This window comes from Vibrio taketomensis (assembly GCF_009938165.1).
GTDB lineage: Bacteria > Pseudomonadota > Gammaproteobacteria > Enterobacterales > Vibrionaceae > Vibrio > Vibrio taketomensis.
This window is the reverse complement of the sequence record NZ_AP019649.1, coordinates 2,881,109-2,903,452: the sequence shown is the minus strand read 5'-3', so window position 1 is coordinate 2,903,452 and position 22,344 is coordinate 2,881,109. Positions and strand designations below refer to the sequence as shown.

General features: G+C 45.1%; 20 protein-coding genes and 2 pseudogenes. 17 read left to right on the top strand and 5 right to left on the bottom strand.

The window, feature by feature from the left end; translation table 11 throughout:
• Positions 1 to 52: 52 nt before the first annotated feature.
• A complete protein-coding gene (gene edd / locus Vt282_RS13490; RefSeq protein ID WP_162063621.1) occupies positions 53 to 1,849 on the bottom strand; it encodes a phosphogluconate dehydratase in 1,797 nt (598 codons plus the stop codon).
• A complete protein-coding gene (locus Vt282_RS13485) occupies positions 1,849 to 2,367 on the bottom strand; it encodes a gluconokinase (protein WP_162063620.1) in 519 nt (172 codons plus the stop codon). Before Vt282_RS13485 ends, edd begins: the two co-directional genes overlap by 1 nt.
• Positions 2,368 to 2,519: 152 nt before the next feature.
• Here Vt282_RS13485 and Vt282_RS13480 point away from each other — a divergent pair, with 152 nt between their 5' ends.
• Positions 2,520 to 3,896: a GntP family permease gene (locus Vt282_RS13480; RefSeq protein ID WP_162045289.1), complete on the top strand. Its 1,377-nt coding sequence runs from the start codon at positions 2,520 to 2,522 to the stop codon at positions 3,894 to 3,896.
• A gap of 9 nt (positions 3,897 to 3,905) precedes the next feature.
• A complete protein-coding gene (locus Vt282_RS13475; protein WP_162045290.1) occupies positions 3,906 to 4,520 on the top strand; it encodes a bifunctional 4-hydroxy-2-oxoglutarate aldolase/2-dehydro-3-deoxy-phosphogluconate aldolase in 615 nt (204 codons plus the stop codon).
• An 82-nt stretch (positions 4,521 to 4,602) separates the two neighbouring features.
• Here Vt282_RS13475 and Vt282_RS13470 read toward each other — a convergent pair whose 3' ends face one another.
• Entirely contained in the window at positions 4,603 to 5,505 is a 903-nt protein-coding gene (locus Vt282_RS13470; protein ID WP_162063619.1) for a DMT family transporter, read from the bottom strand.
• Between the two features lie 162 nt (positions 5,506 to 5,667).
• On the opposite strand from Vt282_RS13470, the gene rmuC reads away from it, so the two are divergent.
• The 7 genes and pseudogenes from rmuC (at position 5,668) to tatC (ending at position 11,802) form a co-directional block, all read left to right on the top strand.
• On the top strand, positions 5,668 to 7,218 hold the full coding sequence (gene rmuC / locus Vt282_RS13465) for a DNA recombination protein RmuC (protein ID WP_162063618.1): 1,551 nt from the start codon (positions 5,668 to 5,670) through the stop codon (positions 7,216 to 7,218).
• Positions 7,219 to 7,279: 61 nt separating this feature from the next.
• Positions 7,280 to 8,062: a bifunctional demethylmenaquinone methyltransferase/2-methoxy-6-polyprenyl-1,4-benzoquinol methylase UbiE gene (gene ubiE / locus Vt282_RS13460; RefSeq protein ID WP_162045292.1), complete on the top strand. Its 783-nt coding sequence runs from the start codon at positions 7,280 to 7,282 to the stop codon at positions 8,060 to 8,062.
• Between the two features lie 10 nt (positions 8,063 to 8,072).
• Positions 8,073 to 8,678 carry a ubiquinone biosynthesis accessory factor UbiJ gene (locus Vt282_RS13455; protein WP_162063617.1) on the top strand — a complete coding sequence of 202 codons (606 nt, stop codon included), beginning with the start codon at positions 8,073 to 8,075 and terminating at the stop codon, positions 8,676 to 8,678.
• Positions 8,675 to 10,309, top strand: a complete 1,635-nt coding sequence (gene ubiB, locus Vt282_RS13450) for a ubiquinone biosynthesis regulatory protein kinase UbiB (protein WP_162063616.1) — start codon at positions 8,675 to 8,677, stop codon at positions 10,307 to 10,309. The genes Vt282_RS13455 and ubiB overlap by 4 nt, the downstream gene beginning before the upstream one ends.
• A 49-nt stretch (positions 10,310 to 10,358) precedes the next feature.
• Entirely contained in the window at positions 10,359 to 10,601 is a 243-nt protein-coding gene (gene tatA, locus Vt282_RS13445; protein ID WP_162045295.1) for a Sec-independent protein translocase subunit TatA, read from the top strand.
• A 3-nt stretch (positions 10,602 to 10,604) separates the two neighbouring features.
• Positions 10,605 to 10,895, top strand: a pseudogene (gene tatB, locus Vt282_RS13440) (Sec-independent protein translocase protein TatB); the annotation flags it as partial.
• 154 nt (positions 10,896 to 11,049) lie between these two features.
• The gene (gene tatC, locus Vt282_RS13435; RefSeq protein ID WP_162045297.1) at positions 11,050 to 11,802 is read left to right on the top strand and encodes a twin-arginine translocase subunit TatC; all 753 of its coding nucleotides are present in this window, start codon (positions 11,050 to 11,052) and stop codon (positions 11,800 to 11,802) included.
• A gap of 48 nt (positions 11,803 to 11,850) precedes the next feature.
• Here tatC and Vt282_RS13430 read toward each other — a convergent pair whose 3' ends face one another.
• On the bottom strand, positions 11,851 to 12,612 hold the full coding sequence (locus Vt282_RS13430; protein WP_162063614.1) for a TatD family hydrolase: 762 nt from the start codon (positions 12,610 to 12,612) through the stop codon (positions 11,851 to 11,853).
• Positions 12,613 to 12,761: 149 nt separating this feature from the next.
• Between Vt282_RS13430 and hemB the strand changes: the two genes are divergently transcribed.
• The 4 genes and pseudogenes from hemB (at position 12,762) to spfP (ending at position 17,961) form a co-directional block, all read left to right on the top strand.
• Positions 12,762 to 13,805: a porphobilinogen synthase gene (gene hemB, locus Vt282_RS13425; RefSeq protein WP_162063613.1), complete on the top strand. Its 1,044-nt coding sequence runs from the start codon at positions 12,762 to 12,764 to the stop codon at positions 13,803 to 13,805.
• A 73-nt stretch (positions 13,806 to 13,878) separates the two neighbouring features.
• A pseudogene (locus tag Vt282_RS13420) lies at positions 13,879 to 14,327 on the top strand (GNAT family N-acetyltransferase).
• Between the two features lie 601 nt (positions 14,328 to 14,928).
• Positions 14,929 to 17,721, top strand: coding sequence for a DNA polymerase I (gene polA / locus Vt282_RS13415; RefSeq protein ID WP_162063612.1), 2,793 nt, complete (start codon positions 14,929 to 14,931; stop codon positions 17,719 to 17,721).
• A gap of 192 nt (positions 17,722 to 17,913) precedes the next feature.
• Positions 17,914 to 17,961, top strand: coding sequence for a small protein SpfP (gene spfP / locus Vt282_RS21915; RefSeq protein WP_438356636.1), 48 nt, complete (start codon positions 17,914 to 17,916; stop codon positions 17,959 to 17,961).
• 502 nt (positions 17,962 to 18,463) lie between these two features.
• Here spfP and yihA read toward each other — a convergent pair.
• Positions 18,464 to 19,126 (bottom strand): ribosome biogenesis GTP-binding protein YihA/YsxC, encoded by a 663-nt coding sequence (gene yihA / locus Vt282_RS13410; protein WP_162063611.1) that lies wholly within the window; start codon positions 19,124 to 19,126, stop codon positions 18,464 to 18,466.
• Positions 19,127 to 19,274: 148 nt separating this feature from the next.
• Between yihA and Vt282_RS13405 the strand changes: the two genes are divergently transcribed.
• The 4 genes from Vt282_RS13405 (at position 19,275) to Vt282_RS13390 (ending at position 22,312) form a co-directional block, all read left to right on the top strand.
• On the top strand, positions 19,275 to 19,892 hold the full coding sequence (locus tag Vt282_RS13405) for a c-type cytochrome (protein WP_162045302.1): 618 nt from the start codon (positions 19,275 to 19,277) through the stop codon (positions 19,890 to 19,892).
• Positions 19,893 to 20,615: 723 nt separating this feature from the next.
• The gene (locus tag Vt282_RS13400) at positions 20,616 to 21,254 is read left to right on the top strand and encodes a class I SAM-dependent methyltransferase (RefSeq protein ID WP_162063610.1); all 639 of its coding nucleotides are present in this window, start codon (positions 20,616 to 20,618) and stop codon (positions 21,252 to 21,254) included.
• On the top strand, positions 21,254 to 21,814 hold the full coding sequence (yihI, locus tag Vt282_RS13395; protein WP_162045304.1) for a Der GTPase-activating protein YihI: 561 nt from the start codon (positions 21,254 to 21,256) through the stop codon (positions 21,812 to 21,814). The genes Vt282_RS13400 and yihI overlap by 1 nt, the downstream gene beginning before the upstream one ends.
• Positions 21,815 to 21,823: 9 nt before the next feature.
• On the top strand, positions 21,824 to 22,312 hold the full coding sequence (locus Vt282_RS13390; RefSeq protein ID WP_162045305.1) for a DUF2489 domain-containing protein: 489 nt from the start codon (positions 21,824 to 21,826) through the stop codon (positions 22,310 to 22,312).
• The last annotated feature ends 32 nt before the right edge of the window (positions 22,313 to 22,344 follow it).

Below are 22,344 nucleotides of genomic sequence, written 5' to 3'. Positions count from 1 at the left end.
ACAAAAAGCGCAGTGTTAACACTGCGCTTTTTAGTCACTTCAATGCAAAGCCTTAAACGATAAAGCTTGCACCTTCTTCAGCGCTGCTCACGCTTTGACGTAGTACGCTAAACAGATTACGGCCCCAAGTTTGTTGTACCACTTCCGTATCGATTTGTAGTGGCTCACGACCAGTCATATCGCTTAGGTTGTTTAGCTCACCCGTTTGGCAGTTAAGGCTGATGATGTCGCCATCACGCACTAGACCAATCGCACCGCCACGCAGGGCTTCAGGTGATAGGTGAATCGCTGATGGAATCTTACCTGATGCACCAGATAGACGACCGTCAGTCACAAGCGCCACTTTGAAGCCTGCTTTTTGAATGTTACCTAGAATCGGCATTAACTTATGCAGTTCAGGCATACCATTCGCAGCAGGGCCATTGTGTGTTACCACTACAATACAGTCTTTGTTGAGCTCACCACGTTTGTATGCCGCTTCAACTTCGTGTTGGCATTGGAAAACTACCGCCGGCGCTTCGATGACACGTTGGTCTTCTTTTACTGCCGATACTTTTACCACTGAGTTGCCTAGGTTACCGGTTAGAACGCGTGTGCCACCGGTTTTTTGGAATGCCTCACCTGTTGCAGCAATCACTTCTGCATCTTTGGTTTCAACAATACTGTTCCACTCAAGTTTGCCATCGTTCAGTGTTGGTAGGCTCATTTGACCTTCGAAATCGCCAAATACTGGCGTAACATCGCGGTGTAGTAGGCCTGACTCATCCAAACGACGCATTAGCGCTGGTACGCCGCCTGCTTGTTGGAAGGCGTTCATGTCTGCTGGGCCATTCGGGTAAACGCGAGCCAACAGAGGAACTACATCAGAGAGATCGCTGATGTCTTGCCATGTGAGTAGAATGCCTGCTGCGCGAGCAACGGCTAACATGTGAATTGTATGGTTAGTACTACCACCAGACGCAAGTAGAGCCACAATACCATTCACCAAGCTCTTCTCAGTCACGACTTCTGATAGTGGACGGAAGTTTGCTGAACCAGCCGTCATACTGGTGATTTTCACCGATGCGAAATCAGTCAGTGCATGGCGCAGTTCAGAATGTGGGTGAATAAACGCTGAGCCAGGAAGCATCAAGCCCATCGCTTCAAATACGAGCTGGTTAGTGTTTGCCGTACCGTAGAAAGTACAAGTACCTGGTGCATGGTAAGCGCGACATTCCATATCAAGTAGGGCATCTTTGCCGACTTCGCCTGCTGCGTATTTTTGGCGTACATCGACTTTTTCTTCGTTACTGATGCCCGTAGACATAAGACCCGCAGGTACAAATGCAGTTGGTAGGTGAGCGTAAGTTAGCGCACCCATTAGCTGTCCCGGTGCAATCTTGTCACAAATACCCAATAGTAGGGTTGCATCAAAGACATTGTGGCTTAGCGATAGTGCCGTCGATTGAGCAATCAAATCACGAGAGAACAATGACATGTCCATACCCGCTTGGCCCTGTGTCACACCATCACACATCGCTGGTACACAGCCCGCTACTTGAGCTGTATGACCATATTCCGCCAACACTTTTTTGATTTGTGCTGGGTACTCTTGGTATGGCTGGTGGGCACTGAGCATGTCGTTGTATGCACTGATCAGCGCAACGTTCGCATGGGTAAAATCAAGAATGCTCTTTTTCTCTGCAGAGCAAGAAGCGGCAACCGCGTGAGCTAAGTTACCACAGCTAAGATTTACGCGACCTTTACCTGCGTCAGCTTGCGCTTGTGTGCGAGCCAGAAACGCAGTGCGCGCTTCGTGGCTACGCTCAGCTAAGCGTTGGGTTACATCAAGAATTACTTGGTGAGTCATTATGCTACCTCGTTTGCTGCAATTAGTTGCTCAGCAGCTTTTGCTACGATTTCTTCGATTGAGCAGTCGATATCAACTACGACAGTTTGTGGCTCGGCATCTGGGCGCTCAAGCGTTTCAAACTGGCTGTTCACCATATTTTCTTTCATGAAGTGACCTTGACGCTGGCGCATACGCTTCATGATTAGGTCTTTACTGCCATCAAGGAATAGGAAAGTGACGTTCTCGTTACCTTCACGGATTTGATCGCGGTATTTCTTTTTCAGTGCAGAGCAGACGATAATACCGTGCTCATTTTTGCTTTCGAGGCTGAAAGCCGCATCGCGGATACGTTCTAGCCATGGCATACGGTCGTCATCGTTCAGTGGTTGACCTGAAGCCATCTTCTGAATATTTGCACGTGGGTGAAGATCATCACCATCAATAAACTTGCGACCAAGCTTCGCTGCTAGGTGCTCACCAATTGTGCTTTTACCACAAGCACAAACGCCCATTACGATGACACTACTGCCTGCCATAACCAATCCTCATAAACAAATTTGCGCGTGATCCCAATTTTGGCATTCACTTTAAAATATGGGTTTATCTTATTCGTGTTATCGGTAACATGTTACCGGTAACGTAAATAAATGTGAACTACAACACAAACTATAATTTCGAAGGTGAACCTATGGAGCTGTTAACTCAAGCCTCTGATCCAACCTATCTATTGACTATCGCAGTGCTATCAATTGCTGCGTTGTTGGTATTGATTATTAAGTTTAAGGTGCATGCATTTGCATCTCTAACTATCGTAAGTTTGCTGACTGCAATTGCGACTGGCGTAGCGTCAGAGCAAGTAGTACCAACAATGATGAGCGGTTTCGGTGGCACTCTAGCTTCTGTTGCCCTGCTGGTTGGTCTAGGTGCAATGATTGGTAAAATTTTGGAAGTAACGGGTGGTGCTAAGGTACTAGCTGATACTTTGATTGGCCGCTTTGGTGAAGAGCGTGCTCCGTTTGCACTAGGTGTGGCGTCACTACTGTTCGGTTTCCCTATCTTCTTTGATGCGGGCCTAGTTGTAATGATGCCGATCATCCTGAGTGTTGCAGCGCGTTTTGGTGGTTCGCCAATCAAATATGCACTACCAGCAGCAGGTGCGTTTGCGGTAATGCACGGTTTTGTACCTCCGCATCCAGGTCCTGTTGCGGCAGCTGAATTCCTAGGTGCAAACATCGGTCTACTACTTGTTGTCGGTATCCTGGTTGCAATCCCAACTTGGTACCTAGGTGCTTACCTATTTGGTCTATACGCTGGTAAGAAATTTGATATTCCACTATCAAAAGCTTTCTTCAATGGCGACACAGTGGTTGATGAAGCGAACTTACCTAAGTTCAGCACAGTAATGACAATCCTAGTACTACCTGTACTACTAATCTGTCTTGATACTGGTCTAAACACGCTAGCCGTGGCTGGTTTGATTGATGGTAAGTCAGCGCTAGTTGAATTCTTGCGTATGCTAGGTAAAACTCCGGTTGCACTACTAATCACACTGATCGTATGTTTGGCAGTATTTGCTAAAGACTACGGCATGGCGAAACTTGAGAAGCTATGTGGCGATTCTCTAGCGCCAATCTGTGGTGTAATTCTAGTAACGGGTGCGGGCGGTATGTTCGGTGGCGTACTACGTGCAAGTGGTATCGGTGATGCACTTGCGGGTGTACTAACTGACACTGGTATGCCAGTTATCGTAGCAGCATTCGTTATCTCAACATGTCTACGTGTTGCACAAGGCTCAGCAACAGTAGCACTAACGACAACTGCAGCGCTTATTGCGCCAGTAGTTGCAGCGTCAACGGGTCTAAGTGAGCTAGACCTATGTTTCATCGTTATCGCAATTGCGGGTGGTGCAACAGTACTTTCTCACTTTAACGACTCTGGTTTCTGGCTAGTATCTCGTCTACTAGATATGGACGAGAAGACAACGCTAAAAACTTGGACTGTAATGGAAACATTACTAGGCGGCATTGCGTTTATCATTGTTGCGACACTAAGCTTTTTCCTATAGAGGTTATTCATGAAAACTCTTGAACAACGATTGAGTGAAATCAAAATCGTCCCTGTTATTGCTATCAATGACGTAGCGCACGCGCTACCTCTAGCAAAGGTTTTGGTAGAAAACGGCCTACCATGTGCAGAAGTAACTTTCCGTACTGAAGCAGCGGCTGAATCTATCCGTATTATGCGCGAAGCATACCCAGAGCTATTGATCGGTGCAGGTACAGTTCTGACGACAGAACAAGTTGATATCGCGATTGAAGCGGGTGTGGACTTTATCGTAAGCCCTGGTTTTAACCCAACTACGGTTAAGTACTGTCAACAACGCAACGTTCAAATCGTACCAGGAGTGAATAACCCAAGTTTGGTTGAGCAAGCGATGGAAATGGGTCTGCGTACACTGAAGTTTTTCCCAGCAGAGCCATCAGGCGGCGTGGGTATGCTTAAAGCATTGACTGCAGTTTACCCAGTGCAGTTTATGCCAACAGGTGGCGTGAGCCCATCAAATGCAGCTGATTACCTAGCAATCAAATCGGTAGTGGCATGTGGCGGTACTTGGATGATTCCAACCGATATGATGGACAACGGCAACTGGGACGGCATTGCTGAACTTGTTCGCGCTATCAACCACTAATTCTTCCCCCGAATTAGATTGCCTGAAAGAAAAAAGGGTGCCTTACAGCACCCTTTTTGTTTATTTGATTTTCAGTCTTTTATTATTCGATCGCAGCTGCGGTTTTCGCTTTGAACTTAAATTGTTGAATGACCAAGCCAGTAATAATCAGCACCAATCCAATAAGAGTAGTGGGATGAATGCTTTCACCAATCACAGTCGCCAATAGAATCAATGAGATAAATGGTGAAGCAAAAATCAGGTTACTGATGCGCGCGGTATTTTGTGTCAGTTTTAGTGCCGTTAACCACAGAACAAATGTAATCCCCATTTCAAACAGGCCAACATAGGTAACCGCCAACCAACCAGAAGCAGTAATTTGGCTCCAATTCGCGCCTTCCCAAATACTTAAACCAATCGCAAACGGAATCGCCACTAAAAAGCCCAGTAATACCCCAACCACAGGGTCGGCTTTGTTTTTGGTATTCAAAATCCAGTAGCTCGCCCAAAGCAGCGTTGAAAGCAGCGCTAACGCGACGCCGAGAGGGCTTTCAAAATTGAGCCCTAAAATATCGCCTTTGGTGGCGATAACCACCACGCCAAAGTAGCTCAATACACAAGCCACCCAATCTTGTTTACGAATTTTTTGTCCAAGAAATACCGCCGCCATCAGCGTCAAAGTGATCGCCCAGCTGTAGTTGATCGCTTGTGCTTGGGAGGCGGGAAGCAACTCATAAGCTTTAAATAAAATAACGTAGTACGCCAAGGGATTGATAAGGCCAAGTAGCAAGTAATACCAAGGGTTGGCGAGGAAGATAGTCGGCAGTGAGGCAAGCTTACCTTGCACGCCACAAATCACGATCAGTACCAGAGCAGAAACCATGCTGGCGATCGTTAGCATTTGAATAGGAGTGAATTCAGCCAGAGTGAGTTTAAATGCGGTGGCGACTGTTGACCAAAGTAAAACGGCAGATAAACCAAACCCTAACGCGCGGCGCTCGTTCATAGTGTTCCTTCATATAGCAAGCAAATACGCACCTAGCGAACCATTCGCACAGTGTACGGGGAGCTAAGTGTATCTGTTGAATATTCGGTCGACAAACTGGACATTTATCCAGTGGTGAAATACCATTATTTGCAACTGATGAACAAGAGTTAACGCCTTATTATGCAATGGATTATCGAGAACCAAAGCGTGTTATTTAGTGCCCTTGGTGGCGCCGCAGTCAGTGGTATTGCGGTCGGTTGGTGGGTAAAGCAGAAATTGAGTTTAGAGAGCCAACTACTGACGCAGCAATTGGAATCCAATCAGCAATTGGCGCAAACACAACTAAACCAGTTAAAGCATGCTTTGCATGAAGCGCAGCAAGAGCTGGATGAGCTGGATCAAGAGCGTGATAAAGCGGCTTATGAGCTTAAGCAGTCGCACGGTAAGTTTATGGCGGTAATGGAAAAACTGCGTTATTTCGAAGCCGTCAAACAAGAGCGTCAGCAATACGCGGATGATCTTAATGCGGTTCGTGAGCAGAAATCGCAACTGGAAGCGCAACTACGCGAGCAAGAGGCTCGTCATCAACAAGCGCAACTGGCAAGCCAAGAAAAACTGCAGTTGCTAGAGAAAGCAGAAGAGCGTTTAAAGCAGCAGTTTGAGCATTTAGCCAATCAATTGTTTGAAGCAAAAACGGCTAAAGTCGATCAACAAAATCGCCAGAGTTTGGAAGGGTTACTCAGTCCGCTCAAAGAGCAATTGGAAGGCTTTAAACGCCAAGTTAACGATAGCTTTAACCTTGAAGCGAAAGAGCGTCATACCTTAGTGCATGAACTGAAAAACTTGCAGCGCTTGAACGAGCAAATGACCCGAGAAGCGGTCAACCTGACCCAAGCGCTCAAAGGTGACAACAAACAGCAAGGTAACTGGGGTGAGGTGGTGCTGGCTCGCGTATTGGCTGAATCAGGTTTACGTGAAGGGCATGAATACCAAACTCAAGTGAGTTTGCAAAATGAAGCGGGTAAACGTTATCAGCCGGATGTGATTGTGCACTTGCCGCAAGAGAAGCAGGTGGTGATTGATTCCAAAATGGCACTGGTGGCGTATGAACGTTACTTCAATGCAGAAACTGACAGTGAGCGAGATCGTGCATTAAGTGATCACTTACTTGCGCTGCGCACCCATATCAAAGGTCTGAGTAATAAGGATTATCAACAACTTAAAGGTATTCGCAGCTTGGATTATGTGTTGATGTTTATTCCGGTTGAGCCTGCTTTTCAAGTAGCGATTCAAGCGGATCCGAGCTTGGTTAAAGATGCGATGGAACAGAACATTATTTTGGTTAGTCCAACTACCTTGTTGGTGGCACTGCGCACGATTGATAATTTATGGCGTAATGACAGACAAAATCAAAACGCGCAAGTGATTGCCGAGCGAGCCAGTAAATTGTACGACAAGTTACGTTTGTTCGTAGAAGATATGGAAGGGCTTGGTGGTGCGCTCGACCGTGCCAATCAAAACTACCAAGGTGCGATGAACAAGTTGGTGTCCGGTCGAGGCAACGTGATACGCCAAGCAGAGAGTTTTAAACAGCTTGGCGTAGAGGTGAAACGTCCTATTTCGCCCGCCATTGCCGAGTTAGCGCAAGCAGCGGATGTGTCAGAAAATGAATATTTGGTGGAAAATGCATCGCTGATAGAAAGACATACGGCTGAGGATAAAGTAAACTAATCGACCGCAGCTCATACCTATTAAATCAAAGTTACACAGGGCTGCTCGAAGAGGATTCATCATGGCGGATACAAGCGTGCAGTCAAACACAGCTTTAGATACTCAAGAAACGACGCATTTTGGTTTTACTACCGTAGCCAAAGAAGAAAAAGTTGCCAAAGTAGCGCAAGTATTTCATTCAGTAGCAGCAAAATACGACATTATGAATGACTTAATGTCGGGCGGTGTTCACCGTTTGTGGAAGCGTTTCACTATCGATTGTAGTGGTGCTCGCCCGGGTCAACGTGTGCTTGACCTTGGTGGTGGTACTGGCGATTTAACCGCTAAATTTTCACGTATTGTCGGTGAAAAAGGCCATGTGGTTTTAGCGGATATCAACAACTCAATGCTCAATGTCGGCCGTGACAAACTGCGTGATATTGGCGTTGTTGGTAACGTGCATTACGTGCAAGCCAATGCAGAAGAGCTGCCATTCCCTGATGATTACTTTGATGTGATTACCATCAGTTTCTGTCTACGTAACGTAACAGATAAAGACAAAGCGCTACGTTCGATGTTCCGCGTGTTAAAACCGGGCGGTCGTCTATTGGTATTGGAGTTTTCCAAACCCATCCTCGAACCACTATCAAAAGTGTATGACGCATATTCATTCCACCTCTTGCCTAAAATGGGTGAATTGGTGGCAAATGATGCAGATAGCTACCGCTACTTGGCGGAATCGATTCGCATGCATCCTGACCAAGAAACACTAAAAGGCATGATGGATGAGGCTGGTTTTGAACAAACTAGCTATTACAACCTAACTGGCGGTATTGTTGCTCTGCACCGCGGTTATAAGTTCTAAAAGGGTTGTTATGCCATTCGAACCATTAGTGACAGCCGTTATCGAAACGACGCTCAACACTCTAATTAAAGACGATCCACAATTGGGTCGTCGTTTGGCTCGTCTTAAGGGCCAAGTGATTCAAGTGCACTTAAAAGAGCTAAACAAAACGCTGACGTTCGTTTTTAGCCAACAAATCGATGTGTTGGGCAATTATGAAGGTGAGCCGAATTGTTACTTATCATTGAATTTATCTGTGTTGCCTGAATTGCGTGAGCAAGCGAATATCACCAAGCTGATCAAGCAAGATAAGCTAGTACTCGAAGGTGATATTCAATTAGCGCAGAAGTTTTCTCAGCTCATGACCGATTGCAAGCCAGACCTCGAAGAATGGCTGTCACGTGTGACCGGTGATGTGGTGGCGCATTCTTTAGTCAAAGGTGCCAGCCATTTTGGGCAGTTTGTGAAATCACAAGCCAACAAACATCAAAATCATCTCGCACAAGTGATCACCGAAGAGTGGAAACTGGCGCCAGCGCCGTTAGAAGTCGCTTATTTTTGCGATCAAGTGGATGATGTTGCCAGCCAAGCGGCACGCTTAGAAGCGAAGCTCTCTCAATTGATGGAGCGCCTATGACCCCATCGGAACTTCGTCGTCTTTACCGCATTGTCAAAGTTCAGCTCGAATATGGGCTGGATGAGCTGTTACCCGATCATCAATTGACCAAAGCGCCTTTATTGGCTCGCAAATCACTGTTCTGGATTAAAAACAAACATCAAGACAAACCGCTAGGAGAGCGTCTACGCCTGGCATTGCAAGACTTAGGGCCAGTATGGATCAAGTTTGGTCAGATGATGTCGACTCGACGAGATCTCTTCCCGCCACACATTGCAGACCCATTGGCGTTGTTGCAAGACCAAGTATCGCCATTCGATGGTGAGTTGGCGAAGCAACAAATGGAAAAAGCGCTGGGCGGCCCAATTGAGCAATGGTTTACTGATTTCGATATTAAGCCTTTAGCGTCGGCTTCCATCGCTCAGGTGCATACTGCGCGACTTAAAGATAGCGGCCAAGAGGTCGTTTTAAAGGTCATTCGACCAGATATTCGCCCTGTGATTGATGCAGATCTAAAACTGATGTATCGCATGGCGCGTATAGTCGCGAGGGCTTTGCCTGAAGCACGTCGTTTGAAACCAGTTGAAGTCGTGCGTGAATATGAAAAGACTTTGCTTGATGAGCTAGACTTAAGAAGGGAAGCTGCGAACGCTATTCAGCTGCGTCGTAACTTTGAAGGCAGCGAAGAGCTGTATGTACCAGAAGTTTTTCCTGACTTTAGCAGTGAAAGTCTGATGGTTTCAGAACGAATCTACGGTATACAAGTATCTGATATCGCTGGCTTAGAAGCCAATGGCACCAATATGAAATTGTTGGCTGAGCGTGGTGTTAGTGTCTTTTTTACTCAGGTATTTCGCGACAGCTTCTTTCATGCGGACATGCATCCTGGCAACGTATTCGTTAAGCCGGAACATCCAGAAAATCCAATGTGGATTGGTTTGGATTGTGGCATTGTCGGCACTCTAAATAGCGACGATAAACGCTATTTAGCTGAGAACTTTTTGGCGTTCTTTAACCGAGATTACCGCCGTGTAGCAGAGTTGCATGTCGAGTCTGGTTGGGTGCCGCATCATACCAATGTTGATGAATTTGAGTTCGCTATTCGCATGGTGTGTGAGCCTATTTTTGCTAAACCACTGTGTGAAATCTCTTTTGGCCATGTGTTGTTGAATTTGTTCAACACGGCACGTCGCTTTGAGATGGAAGTTCAACCACAGCTAGTGTTGCTACAAAAAACATTACTGTATGTTGAAGGCTTGGGACGTCAGCTGTATCCACAATTAGACTTGTGGGCAACAGCCAAACCATTCTTAGAAGAGTGGATGATGAACCAAGTTGGCCCGCAAGCGGTGATCAACGGCATTAAAGACCGTTTACCGTTTTGGGCAGAAAAGCTACCAGAGTTGCCAGAGCTGCTTTACGACAGTTTGCGTCAAGGCAAAGCAATGAATCAACGCATGGATCAGCTTTACCAAGGTTACCGAGCGTCGAAACGACAGCAGGCAACTGGAAAATTTTTATTTGGTGTTGGTGCCACATTAGTCGTATGCTCGGCGATATTGGTCAACAGCACCTTTGAACAGCTTTCGACGGTTAGCGCTATCGCAGGCGTCACATTTTGGTTGTTTAGTTGGCGAGCTTATCGCCGTTAAGCATTAGACTTTAACGAAACTTTGTTTAGTAGAACCCGAGGTAAAAAGAATGGGTGGTATTAGTATTTGGCAACTTCTTATTATTGCCGTAATTGTTATCTTGCTGTTTGGTACAAAGAAACTACGCAACATCGGTGGTGACTTGGGTAGTGCAGTGAAAGGCTTTAAAAAAGCGATGAGTGATGAAGAAGCTCAGCAAGACAAAAAAGATGCTGACTTTGAACCTAAGAACCTAGAACAGCAGAAGACTGACGCGACTGCTGAAACTAAGAAAGACAAAGAGCAGGCATAACACGTGTTTGATATCGGTTTTTGGGAACTGGTATTAATCTCTGTCGTCGCACTGGTAGTTCTTGGTCCTGAGCGTTTGCCTCATGCCATTCGTAGCGTATCGCGCTTTGTGTCGGCTGCGAAAAGCATGGCAAACAATGTGAAAGATGAAATCAATCACGAGCTTAAGATTCAAGAACTGCAAGAGAACCTTCGCAAAGCTGAAAAGATGGGGATGGAAGATCTTTCCCCTGAATTGAAGTCTTCGGTGGAAGAACTCAAAAAAGCGGCGCAAGAGGTTCAGCGTCCCTATGCTCAAAAGGCTACAGAGACTAGCCAAGTTGAAGTGGACTCGAAGCCAACTGCTGCCGAGACATCTGTTCCTGCAGACAAGAAAGCCGAGTAGTCTCATTGTGAGGAGCTGCACTATCCATGTAGCTCCTTTTTGATCGTTTTGAATGAGGTTAGATATGTCCTCTGTCGAGCAGACACAACCTTTAATCAGCCATCTGCTGGAGCTAAGAAATCGCCTGTTGCGTGCAATCTTAGCTGTGTTGGTGGTGTTCGTTGGTTTGATTTACTTCTCCAATGACATCTACGAGTTTGTTTCAAAACCACTAGTAGAGCGCCTGCCTGAAGGGGCAACCATGATTGCAACTGACGTTGCATCTCCTTTCTTTACACCATTAAAACTGACCTTGATTGCTTCGGTATTTTTGGCCGTGCCTTTTATTCTTTATCAGGTATGGGCATTTGTGGCGCCAGGGCTATACAAACATGAGCGTCGTTTGATTATGCCGCTGATGTTCTCTAGTTCATTGTTGTTTTACGCTGGTGTGGCGTTTGCGTACTTTGTGGTGTTTCCACTGGTATTCGGTTTCTTCACGGCAATTTCACTGGGTGGTGTAGAGTTCGCTACGGATATTTCGAGTTATCTCGATTTTGTACTGGCGTTGTTCTTAGCCTTCGGTATCGCGTTTGAAGTACCTGTGGCGATTATTTTGCTGTGTTGGACTGGGGCGACCGATCCCGAAAGTCTCCGTGAAAAGCGCCCATACATTATCGTATTGGCATTTATTATCGGTATGCTGCTGACGCCACCGGATATGATTTCACAGACACTGTTGGCCGTGCCGATGTGTTTGTTGTTTGAAGTTGGTCTGTTCTTTGCCAGATTCTATGTGCGCAAAGATGATGATGCGGAAGAGCAAGCAGAAGAATAGAAAAAAGGTTGGCAATGCCAACCTTTTTTATTGCTTGCGATTTACCGCCTACAGATTAAATAACGTTTTCGCGTTATGTGTGGTGATGCTGTCGACTTGCTCTAACGTGAGCTCACGCAGTGTCGCAATGCGATTGGCGACCAACTCAGTGTAAGCTGGCTCATTGCGTTTACCTCGATGAGGCACGGGCGCTAAGTAAGGGCAGTCAGTTTCGAGAATTACATAATCCATATCGAGGTGTGGAATCACTTGATCCATGCCGCCGTTTTTGAATGTCGATACACCGCCTAAACCTAAATGAAAGCCAAGGTCATTAATAGCTTTCGCTTCTTCCACGCTGCCACCAAAGCAATGGAACACACCACGTAGCGAGCCATCTTGTTCTCCACGTAGCAGCGATAAGGTTTCTTCAATCGAATCACGAGTATGGATCACCACCGGAAGTTGCATCTCTTTGGCCCAATTCAATTGGGTCACAAACGCTTTTTCTTGCTCGGTGCGATAGGTTTTATCCCAATACAGATCGATACCGATTTCACCCACGGCGATAAAGTTATGCTTGCTAAACCAGCTATAAATGGTGGCCAGTGTTTGGTCGACATTGCTATCCACATAACAAGGGTGTAGCCCCATCATTGAACGGCAGATCGTCGGGTAGGCCGCTTCGGTCGCAAGCATCGGCTCAATTGAATCAAGGTCGATGTTAGGCAGTAAAATTTTATCAATGCCTTGATTAAGCGCGCGTTCGACCACGAGATCGCGATCGTTATCAAACTCGCTGGCATAGATATGCGCATGGGTGTCGATCATGGTAGTACTCATTGAAAATAGATAATTTGAGTATACGGCAGTGTGAACGCAAGGTCATTTTTTGCATTTTTGGTTTTTGCCGCTAGCGCCAAGGTTTAAGAGTGATATCATTCTGTACAAGCACTTTCACCAGATTGAAGGAGAATAGAGTGTCAGTTTCTATCCAAGGTCAGTTCCCAGCACGTCGTATGCGCCGTATGCGTAAGCATGACTTTAGCCGTCGTCTTATGGCCGAAAATCAACTGTCAGTAAATGATCTTATCTACCCAATGTTTGTACTGATGGGTAAAGATCGTCGTGAGCAAGTAGAGTCAATGCCGGGCATTGAGCGTTTGTCGATTGATCTACTGTTAGAAGAAGCGCAATACCTAGCTCAATTAGGTGTGCCTGCGATCGCTCTATTCCCAGTGGTGAACCAAGACGCTAAAAGCTTGTGTGCCGCAGAAGCATACAACCCAGAAGGCTTAGTGCAACGTACGGTTCGTGCCCTTAAAGAGCATGTGCCGGAAATTGGCGTGATCACTGATGTGGCATTGGACCCATACACCACTCATGGCCAAGATGGCATCATCGATGAAGAAGGCTATGTGCTAAATGATCAAACTACTGAAGTGTTGATTAAACAAGCCTTATCTCATGCTGAAGCAGGCGTAGATGTGGTTGCTCCATCAGATATGATGGATGGTCGCATTGGTGCGATTCGTGAAGCGCTAGAAGCTGCGGGTCATATCAACACGCAAATCATGGCTTACTCTGCTAAATATGCATCAAATTATTACGGTCCTTTCCGTGATGCGGTCGGTTCGTCGTCTAACTTAAAAGGTGGTAACAAAAAGAACTACCAAATGGACCCAGCTAACAGCGATGAAGCCCTGCACGAAGTAGCAATGGACATCAATGAAGGTGCGGATATGGTGATGGTGAAGCCAGGTATGCCTTATCTAGATTTGGTACGTCGTGTGAAATCAGAGCTGCAAGTGCCGACTTTTGCTTACCAAGTATCGGGCGAGTATGCGATGCATAAAGCGGCGATCCAAAATGGTTGGCTGAAAGAACGTGAAACAATCTTGGAATCACTACTTTGTTTCAAACGTGCTGGTGCAGATGGTATTTTGACTTACTTTGCTAAAGACGTTGCTGAGTGGTTAGCGGAAGAAAATGGCCAAACGGCGCAATTTCTACGAGACAAGTAATTGCTGCAACTAAAATAATGAAGGTCGGCATCGCCGGCCTTTTTTTCGCTTAATCGTTTTGAAAGGACAATCAATGAGTGTGGTATTTCGTCGTGGGACCTTGGCTGAATGTGTCGAGGCGGTAGAGGCTATCAATGAATTTGCGCATAAAAGTGTCAATTCACTGGCTGCAAGGATTGAGGGTAAACGCAGTTTAGTGTTGGTGGCGGAAGAGCAAGATGACATTATTGGCTTTAAAATCGGTTATGAGCTAAATGCAGAGACGTTTTACAGCTGGTTTGGCGGCGTAACGCCAGCAGCTCGTGGCAAAGGTGTAGCGCAAACACTGCTGGATGAACAAGAAGCCTGGGTTGTCGCTCAAGGCTATAAAACCCTTAAAGTGAAGTCTCGTAACCAATTTCCAATGATGCTTAGATTGTTGATAAAAATGGCTACATGATTGAAAATTATGAGTCCAAACCAGACATTCGTGAGGCAAGAATTCACTTTAGCAAGGCGATGCAGAGCGGAGATAACAAATAAATGAGATTTTTCTCATTTAGGTATTTACAATCTAAATGAGAATCATTATTATCAATCTCGTCTTAGGGAATGAGGAAGTTCACAAGGACGTTGAATTATGAATTCGCATGAATTTGTGATGAGGCTGAATTTCTCGAACTTGCACAAGTTCTTTTGGACACGACATTGCTCACATTGCTTCCAGTGTAATTTATAGCTCTATGGCAAAGCCGCATGTTCCACATGAAACGCTTTGACTACATTTTTGCTAGGCGACATCGAAAGATGTCGCTTTTTTTATGCCTATCATTTTCTCTTGCACAAAAGGACAACAGCAGTCTTTTCCACAAACGAGGATCGTTTTGCGATCGCAAAACAAAGGATCGATCTTTCTTTATTTCTTTAAATACATAAGGTTAAATTTAATTTATTTAAAAATGTGACCGTTATCAAGTTGAGTGGATAACTATTATAAACAGAGTTATCCACAAGTGGACACATCATGTGGTGGCTTATTCAGCAAATCTCGCTAGAGACATCACAGAGTTTAAATAGCATCACTGCCGCACTCATGGCATCCTAGGCAAATCTAATTCGCATTCTCTTTGGAAACCTTAAGACTATGGCTCGTATTCCAGATAATCCTCTGATTTTGATCGACGGTTCTTCGTACCTGTATCGTGCATTTCATGCCTACCCAGGAACGATGAGTAATGGTGATATTCCAACTAACGCTGTGTATGGCGTAGTGAATATGCTACGCAGCATGATGCGTCAATTTGCCTCGGATCGTATTGCAGTCGTGTTTGATGCCAAGGGTAAAACCTTCCGCGATGACATGTATCCAGAATACAAAGCTAATCGTCCACCAATGCCAGATGATCTGCGTTGCCAGATTGAACCGCTACATAATGTCATTCGTGCTATGGGTCTGCCTTTGATTTCGATCCCAGGCGTTGAAGCCGATGACGTCATTGGTACTTTGGCCTCTCAAGCATCACAGCAGGGTATTCCTGTCTTGATCAGCACTGGCGATAAAGACATGGCGCAATTGGTGGATGAAAATGTCACGTTGATCAACACCATGACCAACGTGGTATTGGATCGTGAAGGGGTGATCGAGAAGTTTGGTATTCCACCTGAGTTGATCATCGATTACTTGGCATTGATGGGCGATAAAGTCGATAACATTCCTGGTGTTCCGGGGGTTGGTGATAAAACTGCAACCGCACTGCTACAAGGTATTGGTGGTTTAGATAAGCTGTTTGAAAACCTTGATGACATTGCGCCACTGGGTTTCCGTGGCTCTAAGACCATGGCGAAAAAGCTGGTGGATAATAAAGAGGATGCGCTGCTTTCTTATCAATTGGCGACGATTAAACTCGACGTAGAGATGGCGTTTAAACCGCAAGAGCTAGTCAAAACCGAGCCAAATAAAGATGAGTTGGTGCAATTGTTTGGCCAACTGGTGTTTAAGTCTTGGCTTAACGAGCTACTTGAAGGTGGCTCTGGTGTGGTGGAAGCCGATGAAAAATCGGGTGCGGTAGCGACAACAAACACGACTAGCCAAGCGGAAATCAACACTTCAGCGGTATCGATTGACCGCAGTCAGTACCAAACGATTGTCGATCAAGACACGTTCAATCAATGGTTGGAAAAACTCAAAGCGGCAGACGTGTTTGCATTTGATACCGAGACTGACAGCCTTGATTATATGGTGGCAAACTTAGTTGGTTTGTCATTTGCAATCGCTGAAGGTGAGGCGGCTTATGTGCCAGTTGCCCATGATTACCTTGATGCTCCAGAGCAACTGGATCGCGCTTGGGTACTTGAGCAGCTAAAACCGATTCTAGAAGACGCCAATCAAGCTAAGGTGGGTCAAAACCTTAAATATGATATGAGTGTGTTGGCGCGTTACGGCATCGAAATGCGTGGTATTAAATATGACACTATGCTGGCGTCTTATGTCTACAACAGCGTTGGTGGCAAACATGACATGGACAGCTTGGCGCTGCGTTTCCTACAACATAGCTGCATTTCGTTTGAGCAGATTGCGGGTAAGGGTAAAGGCCAGCTGACTTTCAACCAGATCGATCTTGAGCAAGCGTCTCCTTATGCAGCAGAAGATGCCGATGTAACGCTACGTCTGCACCATCGTTTAAACGACATTTTGTCACAAGATGAAAAGCTCAATGAGATTTATCAGCAGATCGAAGTGCCATTAGTTCCTGTGCTTTCTCGTATTGAACGCACCGGCGTATTAATTGATGACATGATGCTGTCTGCTCAATCGCAAGAGATTGCGGTACGTTTGGATGAGCTAGAGCAAAAAGCCTATGAGTTGGCGGGTCAAGAGTTCAATATGAACTCACCAAAACAGCTACAAGCAATTTTGTTTGAGCAAATGGGCTTGCCAGTTGTGAAGAAAACCCCTTCGGGTACGCCTTCAACGAATGAAGAAGTGTTGCAAGAGCTAGCATTGGATTACCCGCTGCCAAAACTGATTCTGGAGTACCGTGGTTTGGCTAAGTTGAAATCGACTTACACTGACAAACTGCCAAAAATGATCAACCCAGAAACTGGTCGTGTGCATACCTCTTACCATCAAGCTGTAACCGCAACCGGCCGTCTATCTTCAACGGATCCAAACTTACAGAATATTCCGATTCGTAATGAAGAAGGTCGTCGTATTCGCCAAGCATTTGTTGCGCCGCATGGTTATAAAATTATGGCGGTCGACTATTCACAAATCGAGCTACGCATTATGGCGCATCTATCGGGTGACCAAGCGCTGCTTGATGCGTTCCGTGAGGGTAAAGATATCCACGCAGCAACGGCTGCTGAAATCATGGGTACAACCATTGATAACGTGACTTCAGAACAACGTCGCCGTGCGAAAGCGGTTAACTTTGGTCTGATTTACGGCATGAGTGCCTTTGGTCTGGCGAAGCAGTTGGGTATTCCTCGTGGTGAAGCGCAAGATTATATGAACAAGTACTTCGAGCGTTACCCAGGTGTGATGCAGTATATGGAAGATACTCGCAGCGCAGCCGCAGAAAAAGGTTATGTAGAAACCATCTTTGGTCGTCGTCTGCATTTACCAGAAATTCAATCCCGTAATGGTATGCGTCGTAAGGCTGCTGAACGTGCCGCAATCAACGCTCCAATGCAAGGTACAGCTGCTGACATCATCAAAAAAGCGATGCTGTTGGTTGATGCATGGATTGAAAGTGAAGGCCAAGGCCGTGTTAAGTTGCTAATGCAAGTGCACGATGAATTAGTATTTGAGGTTCAAGAGTCAGCTTTAGCCGAAATTGAAACTAAAGTACAAAAATTGATGGAATCTGCAGCAGATCTTGCTGTGCCACTAATTGCAGAAGCTGGTCATGGTGACAACTGGGAACAGGCGCACTAGACAAATTTTGAGCAATTTATAACGTTTAACATGAGCCAGCGCACAAATGCTGGCTTTTTTTTGCTCTTAATAAAGCCAGACCGCTCAAGGGGTTTATGTAGCTAACAAAATAATACTGAAAAAAACTTACAAAATGACTTTGAATTTCTGACCAATTGTTGTACATTAATCTGCGTAGGGTACAGAGGTAAGATGTTCTATCTTTCAGACCTTTTGTTTCACGTTATTGGATTAGGCTGATTCAGCCGCCCCAGCCAGTGTTTGGCTGGGGCGTTTTTCTTGTGGCAAAGAAAAACTTTCACTTCTTCATTTTTAGCGATCATTCCGACTAAAACTCTCGACTTTCTGTCATCGACATTTCCGCAATTTGTGCCATGTTTAAGGCGAAAACTGTAACTTTCCTTCATCACATTTTTGTTATTTTGTATAAAAATAAACGCTATAATTTTAACGTGCTCATGTGAGAATGCATGGGAAAGCTTTGTGCTGCTTGAGATCTGGCTTATGAGGTAAGTTAAATACCCATACAGCTAGTAATGTTGAAACTCGAGTATGAATACGACAAGCTAACAGCATAACAATAATGATGTGTAATTCTCTCCCGTTGCCCCAACCTAGAGTGGGGCTTTTCTTTTTCTCTACGGCTTTACTTAACCGGATTGTTTGATGAATACAAAAAAGCCTCGCACATTGCGAGGCTTCAACTTTGGGTGAACTTTGCTAGAGCAAAGCTTAGATGAAATTATTCACCGTCTTGTTCATCAATATCGCTATCAATGTCGGCTTCTACTGAGTCAGCAAAAGCAGGTGCAAACCATTCATCCAGTTTATTACGCAGAATATCAACGCCTAGACCATTGTGTGATGAGAACGCATCGACTTTAACGGTGCCGCCAAAACCTTTTGCATCTTCACGGATCTTCAATAATTGCGCTTTGCGTGCACCACTTTTTAGCTTGTCAGCTTTCGTCAGTAGTACCTGTACTGGAATACCACAATCCACAGCCCAGAAGATCAGTTGTTGGTCGAGGTCTTTCATTGGATGACGAATATCCATCAATACTACTAGGCCTTTTAGACATTGGCGCTTTTGTAGGTACTCACCCAACGATTGTTGCCACTTCTTCTTCATTTCAAGCGGCACTTGTGCAAAACCATATCCAGGCAGGTCAACGATATGACAGCCTTCTGTTACCTTAAATAGGTTGATTAACTGGGTACGACCCGGTGTTTTACTGGTTTTTGCTAAGCTTTTTTGGTTGGTCAATCGGTTCAAAGAGCTCGATTTCCCGGCATTGGAACGTCCGGCGAACGCAATTTCAATGCCCTCATCCTCTGGCAAGTGACGAATGTCAGGTGCACTTGTGATGAAATGGGTGTTTTGGTAATTAATTTTTACGTTCACTGTTAACTCCATCTCGACTTTGTGTAGTCAATTGATTACTTTTTTGTGAAATTGTGTAAAATAACCGTACTCGGCATGAGGTCGCCTATTGTACCATGAGTGGCAATGCAGAGTGGTACTGGAAGCTAGATAATTATAATGGAATGTCATGAAGAAATTAGTGCTAATTGTGAGTATTTTAGTCAGCTGCTCCACTTGGGCCCAAGGCAATATAGAAGCTGGTAAAGCAAAATCACAAACATGTGTTGCGTGTCATGGAGCGGACGGCAACAGTTTACTTGGAATGTACCCATCCCTAGCCGGTCAGCATGCAAAGTACATTGAGAAGCAGCTGAAAGATCTAAAATTGGGCATGACCAGTAGCGGAAAACAAGGCCGTTTTGATCCTGTAATGAGTGGCATGGCGATGCCATTGAGTGAACAAGATATGGCCGATCTCGCTGCTTATTATGCTTCATTACCGTTGGCGCATAATACCACGCCAGAAAGTGCGGTTGAGCAAGGTAAAGTTCTGTATACCGCAGGTGATGCAGAGCGTGGTTTAGCGGCATGTATTGCTTGTCATGGTCCACGTGGTAACGGTACTGAGTTGTCTGGATTTCCAAAAATTTCAGGTCAGCATGCAGAGTACATCAAGTCTCAACTTGAGAAATTCAGAGATGGTAATCGTGGCAACGATATGAACGCTATGATGCGTGATGTTGCACAAAAACTAACCGATAAAGATATCGAAGTACTGTCAAATTATGTTGGTGGTCTTCACTAAACACACTCTTTTCAAAATGCTTCCAGTCAGTCTTGCAAAGCCACGCCATCGCGTGGCTTTTTGTTGCTTTGAAATTAGTTTGATCGCGGTCACACCAGCTATGTGGCGGTAATTTCTGATCTTGCTCGCCAGTTTGTAAGAGATTTGCCATTCGTCATGAGTGTAATTTTACTGTATAGCTTTAAATGCCATAAAACATTCAGTTGCAGTGGTGAGTGTTATTTGAACAACAAAAATTAGAATTGAATGTTGCCTCTAAGAGCATCTGCAGTAAAGTAGAGACATCCACATGAGGTGGGGCAGGATAAAAGGCTAGGATGGTCTCCAAGGATGCAAGTCAGGAAGACTTGGTCGATGCGATAAAGGATGCGTTGTAAGCAGGAAGCTTACAAAATAAGGATGGTTGACTCGTCTAATGGTTTAGACAGGGGAAAGGATCAGGCTAAGGATTAGCTCAGCTACAGGAAGTAGATGGAAAGCCAAAATTCATTAGGATGATGACAAACAACACCTTTTTGGCAGGGAAAGCTCGAAAAACAAAAGGAAATTTGGAGTGCAATATTTGCACAACCCAGTTTCGCCATCATGGCATTTAGAAAGCGATAGAGATTCTATCGCTTTTTATATCAAATTTTATTGATTTGATGATTTATTGCACAATAATACTCCACTCTGACCGCAGTTTCTGGTATGTTGCGCATCCCCTATAAAAAGGATGTAACAATGCACCACTGTCCGCTTTGTCAAAGCAATCACACTCACCATTACTTTGAAGATAAGCGTCGTCAGTATCTAGAATGCGCAAATTGCGCCTTAGTATTTGTTAATCCAGATCAGCGTTTAGACGCAAAAGCGGAAAAAGCCCACTACGATCTCCACGAGAACGATCCAAGTGATGAAGGTTACCGCCGCTTTTTATCACGCATGGCTGACCCGATTTGCCAACGTGTAGCGCCAAATTCGCAAGGGTTAGATTTTGGTTGTGGTCCTGGTCCAACATTATCCTTGATGTTGCAAGAGCAGGGGCACACGATGAAGTTGTATGACATTTATTACCATCCTAATATGGAGGTATTAAATCAACAGTATGACTTTGTGACTGCCACCGAAGTGATCGAGCATTTATATCATCCGGATAAAGTGTGGCAGCAATGGTTAAATTTAGTTAAGCCCGGTGGCTGGCTTGGTGTAATGACCAAGATGGTGATCGATGTTGAAGCGTTTGCGACTTGGCACTACAAAAACGATCTCACCCATGTGATCTTTTTTAGTCGTAAAACGTTTGAGTACTTGGCAGAGCAGGATCAGCTCGAACTTGAATTTGTTGGAAAAGATGTAATTTTGCTGAGGAAACCCCAGTAATGAGTCGTAGCAAAAAAGCAAGATCTGGCGGTAACGGTGACGTTATTGTTGTTCGTAACCGTACACAAGCAGACGTTGATGGACGTCAGCGTAAAAGAGACAAAAAGCGCAAAGGTCTAAAAACCGGTAGCCGCAACTCTGAAGCGAAAGCGCAGAAAGAGATGACCAATGGTCAAAAGCGTGACCCTCGTTTAGGCAGTAAGAAGAAGATTCCTCTAATTGTTGAAGCAGCTAAGAAGCCAACTAAAGTTGAGCGTCGTTTAAGTGCCGAAAAAGAGCTAGAGATGCTAGAAAACGATGCGCAATTAAACGTATTGTTAGATCGTATCGAAAGTGGTGAAAACCTAGGTGCAGGCCTGCAGAAATACGTTGATGAAAAATTAGCGCGCATCGAAGCGCTGATGAAGCAACTTGGTATTTTTGATGATGCTCAAGATGAAGAAGAGTACTCAGACTTTGATGAGTTCCCTGAAGAGCGTCAAGCAAGTAAAACGCCTGCATCAGACGATGAATTGTTATCGCAGTTTGAATCGTTTGATATCAACCAATTTAAAGGATAACAGTAAAGTATGAATGTAACCTTGTTAGCCATTGCTGGTGGAATCATTATTCTCGGTCTAGCATCTTACGCAGGTTACCTTCTTCTTCAACTGAAGAAGCAAAAGGAATTGCAGCTGAGGCATCGTCAGTTAGCGATTGCAAAGCGTAATGCGAATATCTTTGAAAACGTCAATACGTTATGTATGGCGGGCATTCAAGGGCAGTGTGACCTGTCTGAAATCAGTATTCGTGTTTACTGCATTATGGATTATGTGCAGGGTGATGATCGTGTCGATTTCGACCAAGAATTCCCTGCAATTTCAGAGTTGTACCATGTAGTAAAAGACATGGCGCGTGGCGAAGATCGCCAAGCTCTGGTTAAAAAAGAACGCATGCAACAAAACCTAACTCGCCATAAAGCCGAATCGCGTCTGCAAGATGCCATTGTTGAAGAGTTGAAGCGACTGCAAAAACGAGTGCAGCCACTTAACAACCAAATCAACATTCAAATGGTGTAAGTCTCAGCCAAGCAAACCTGATAACTGACCGT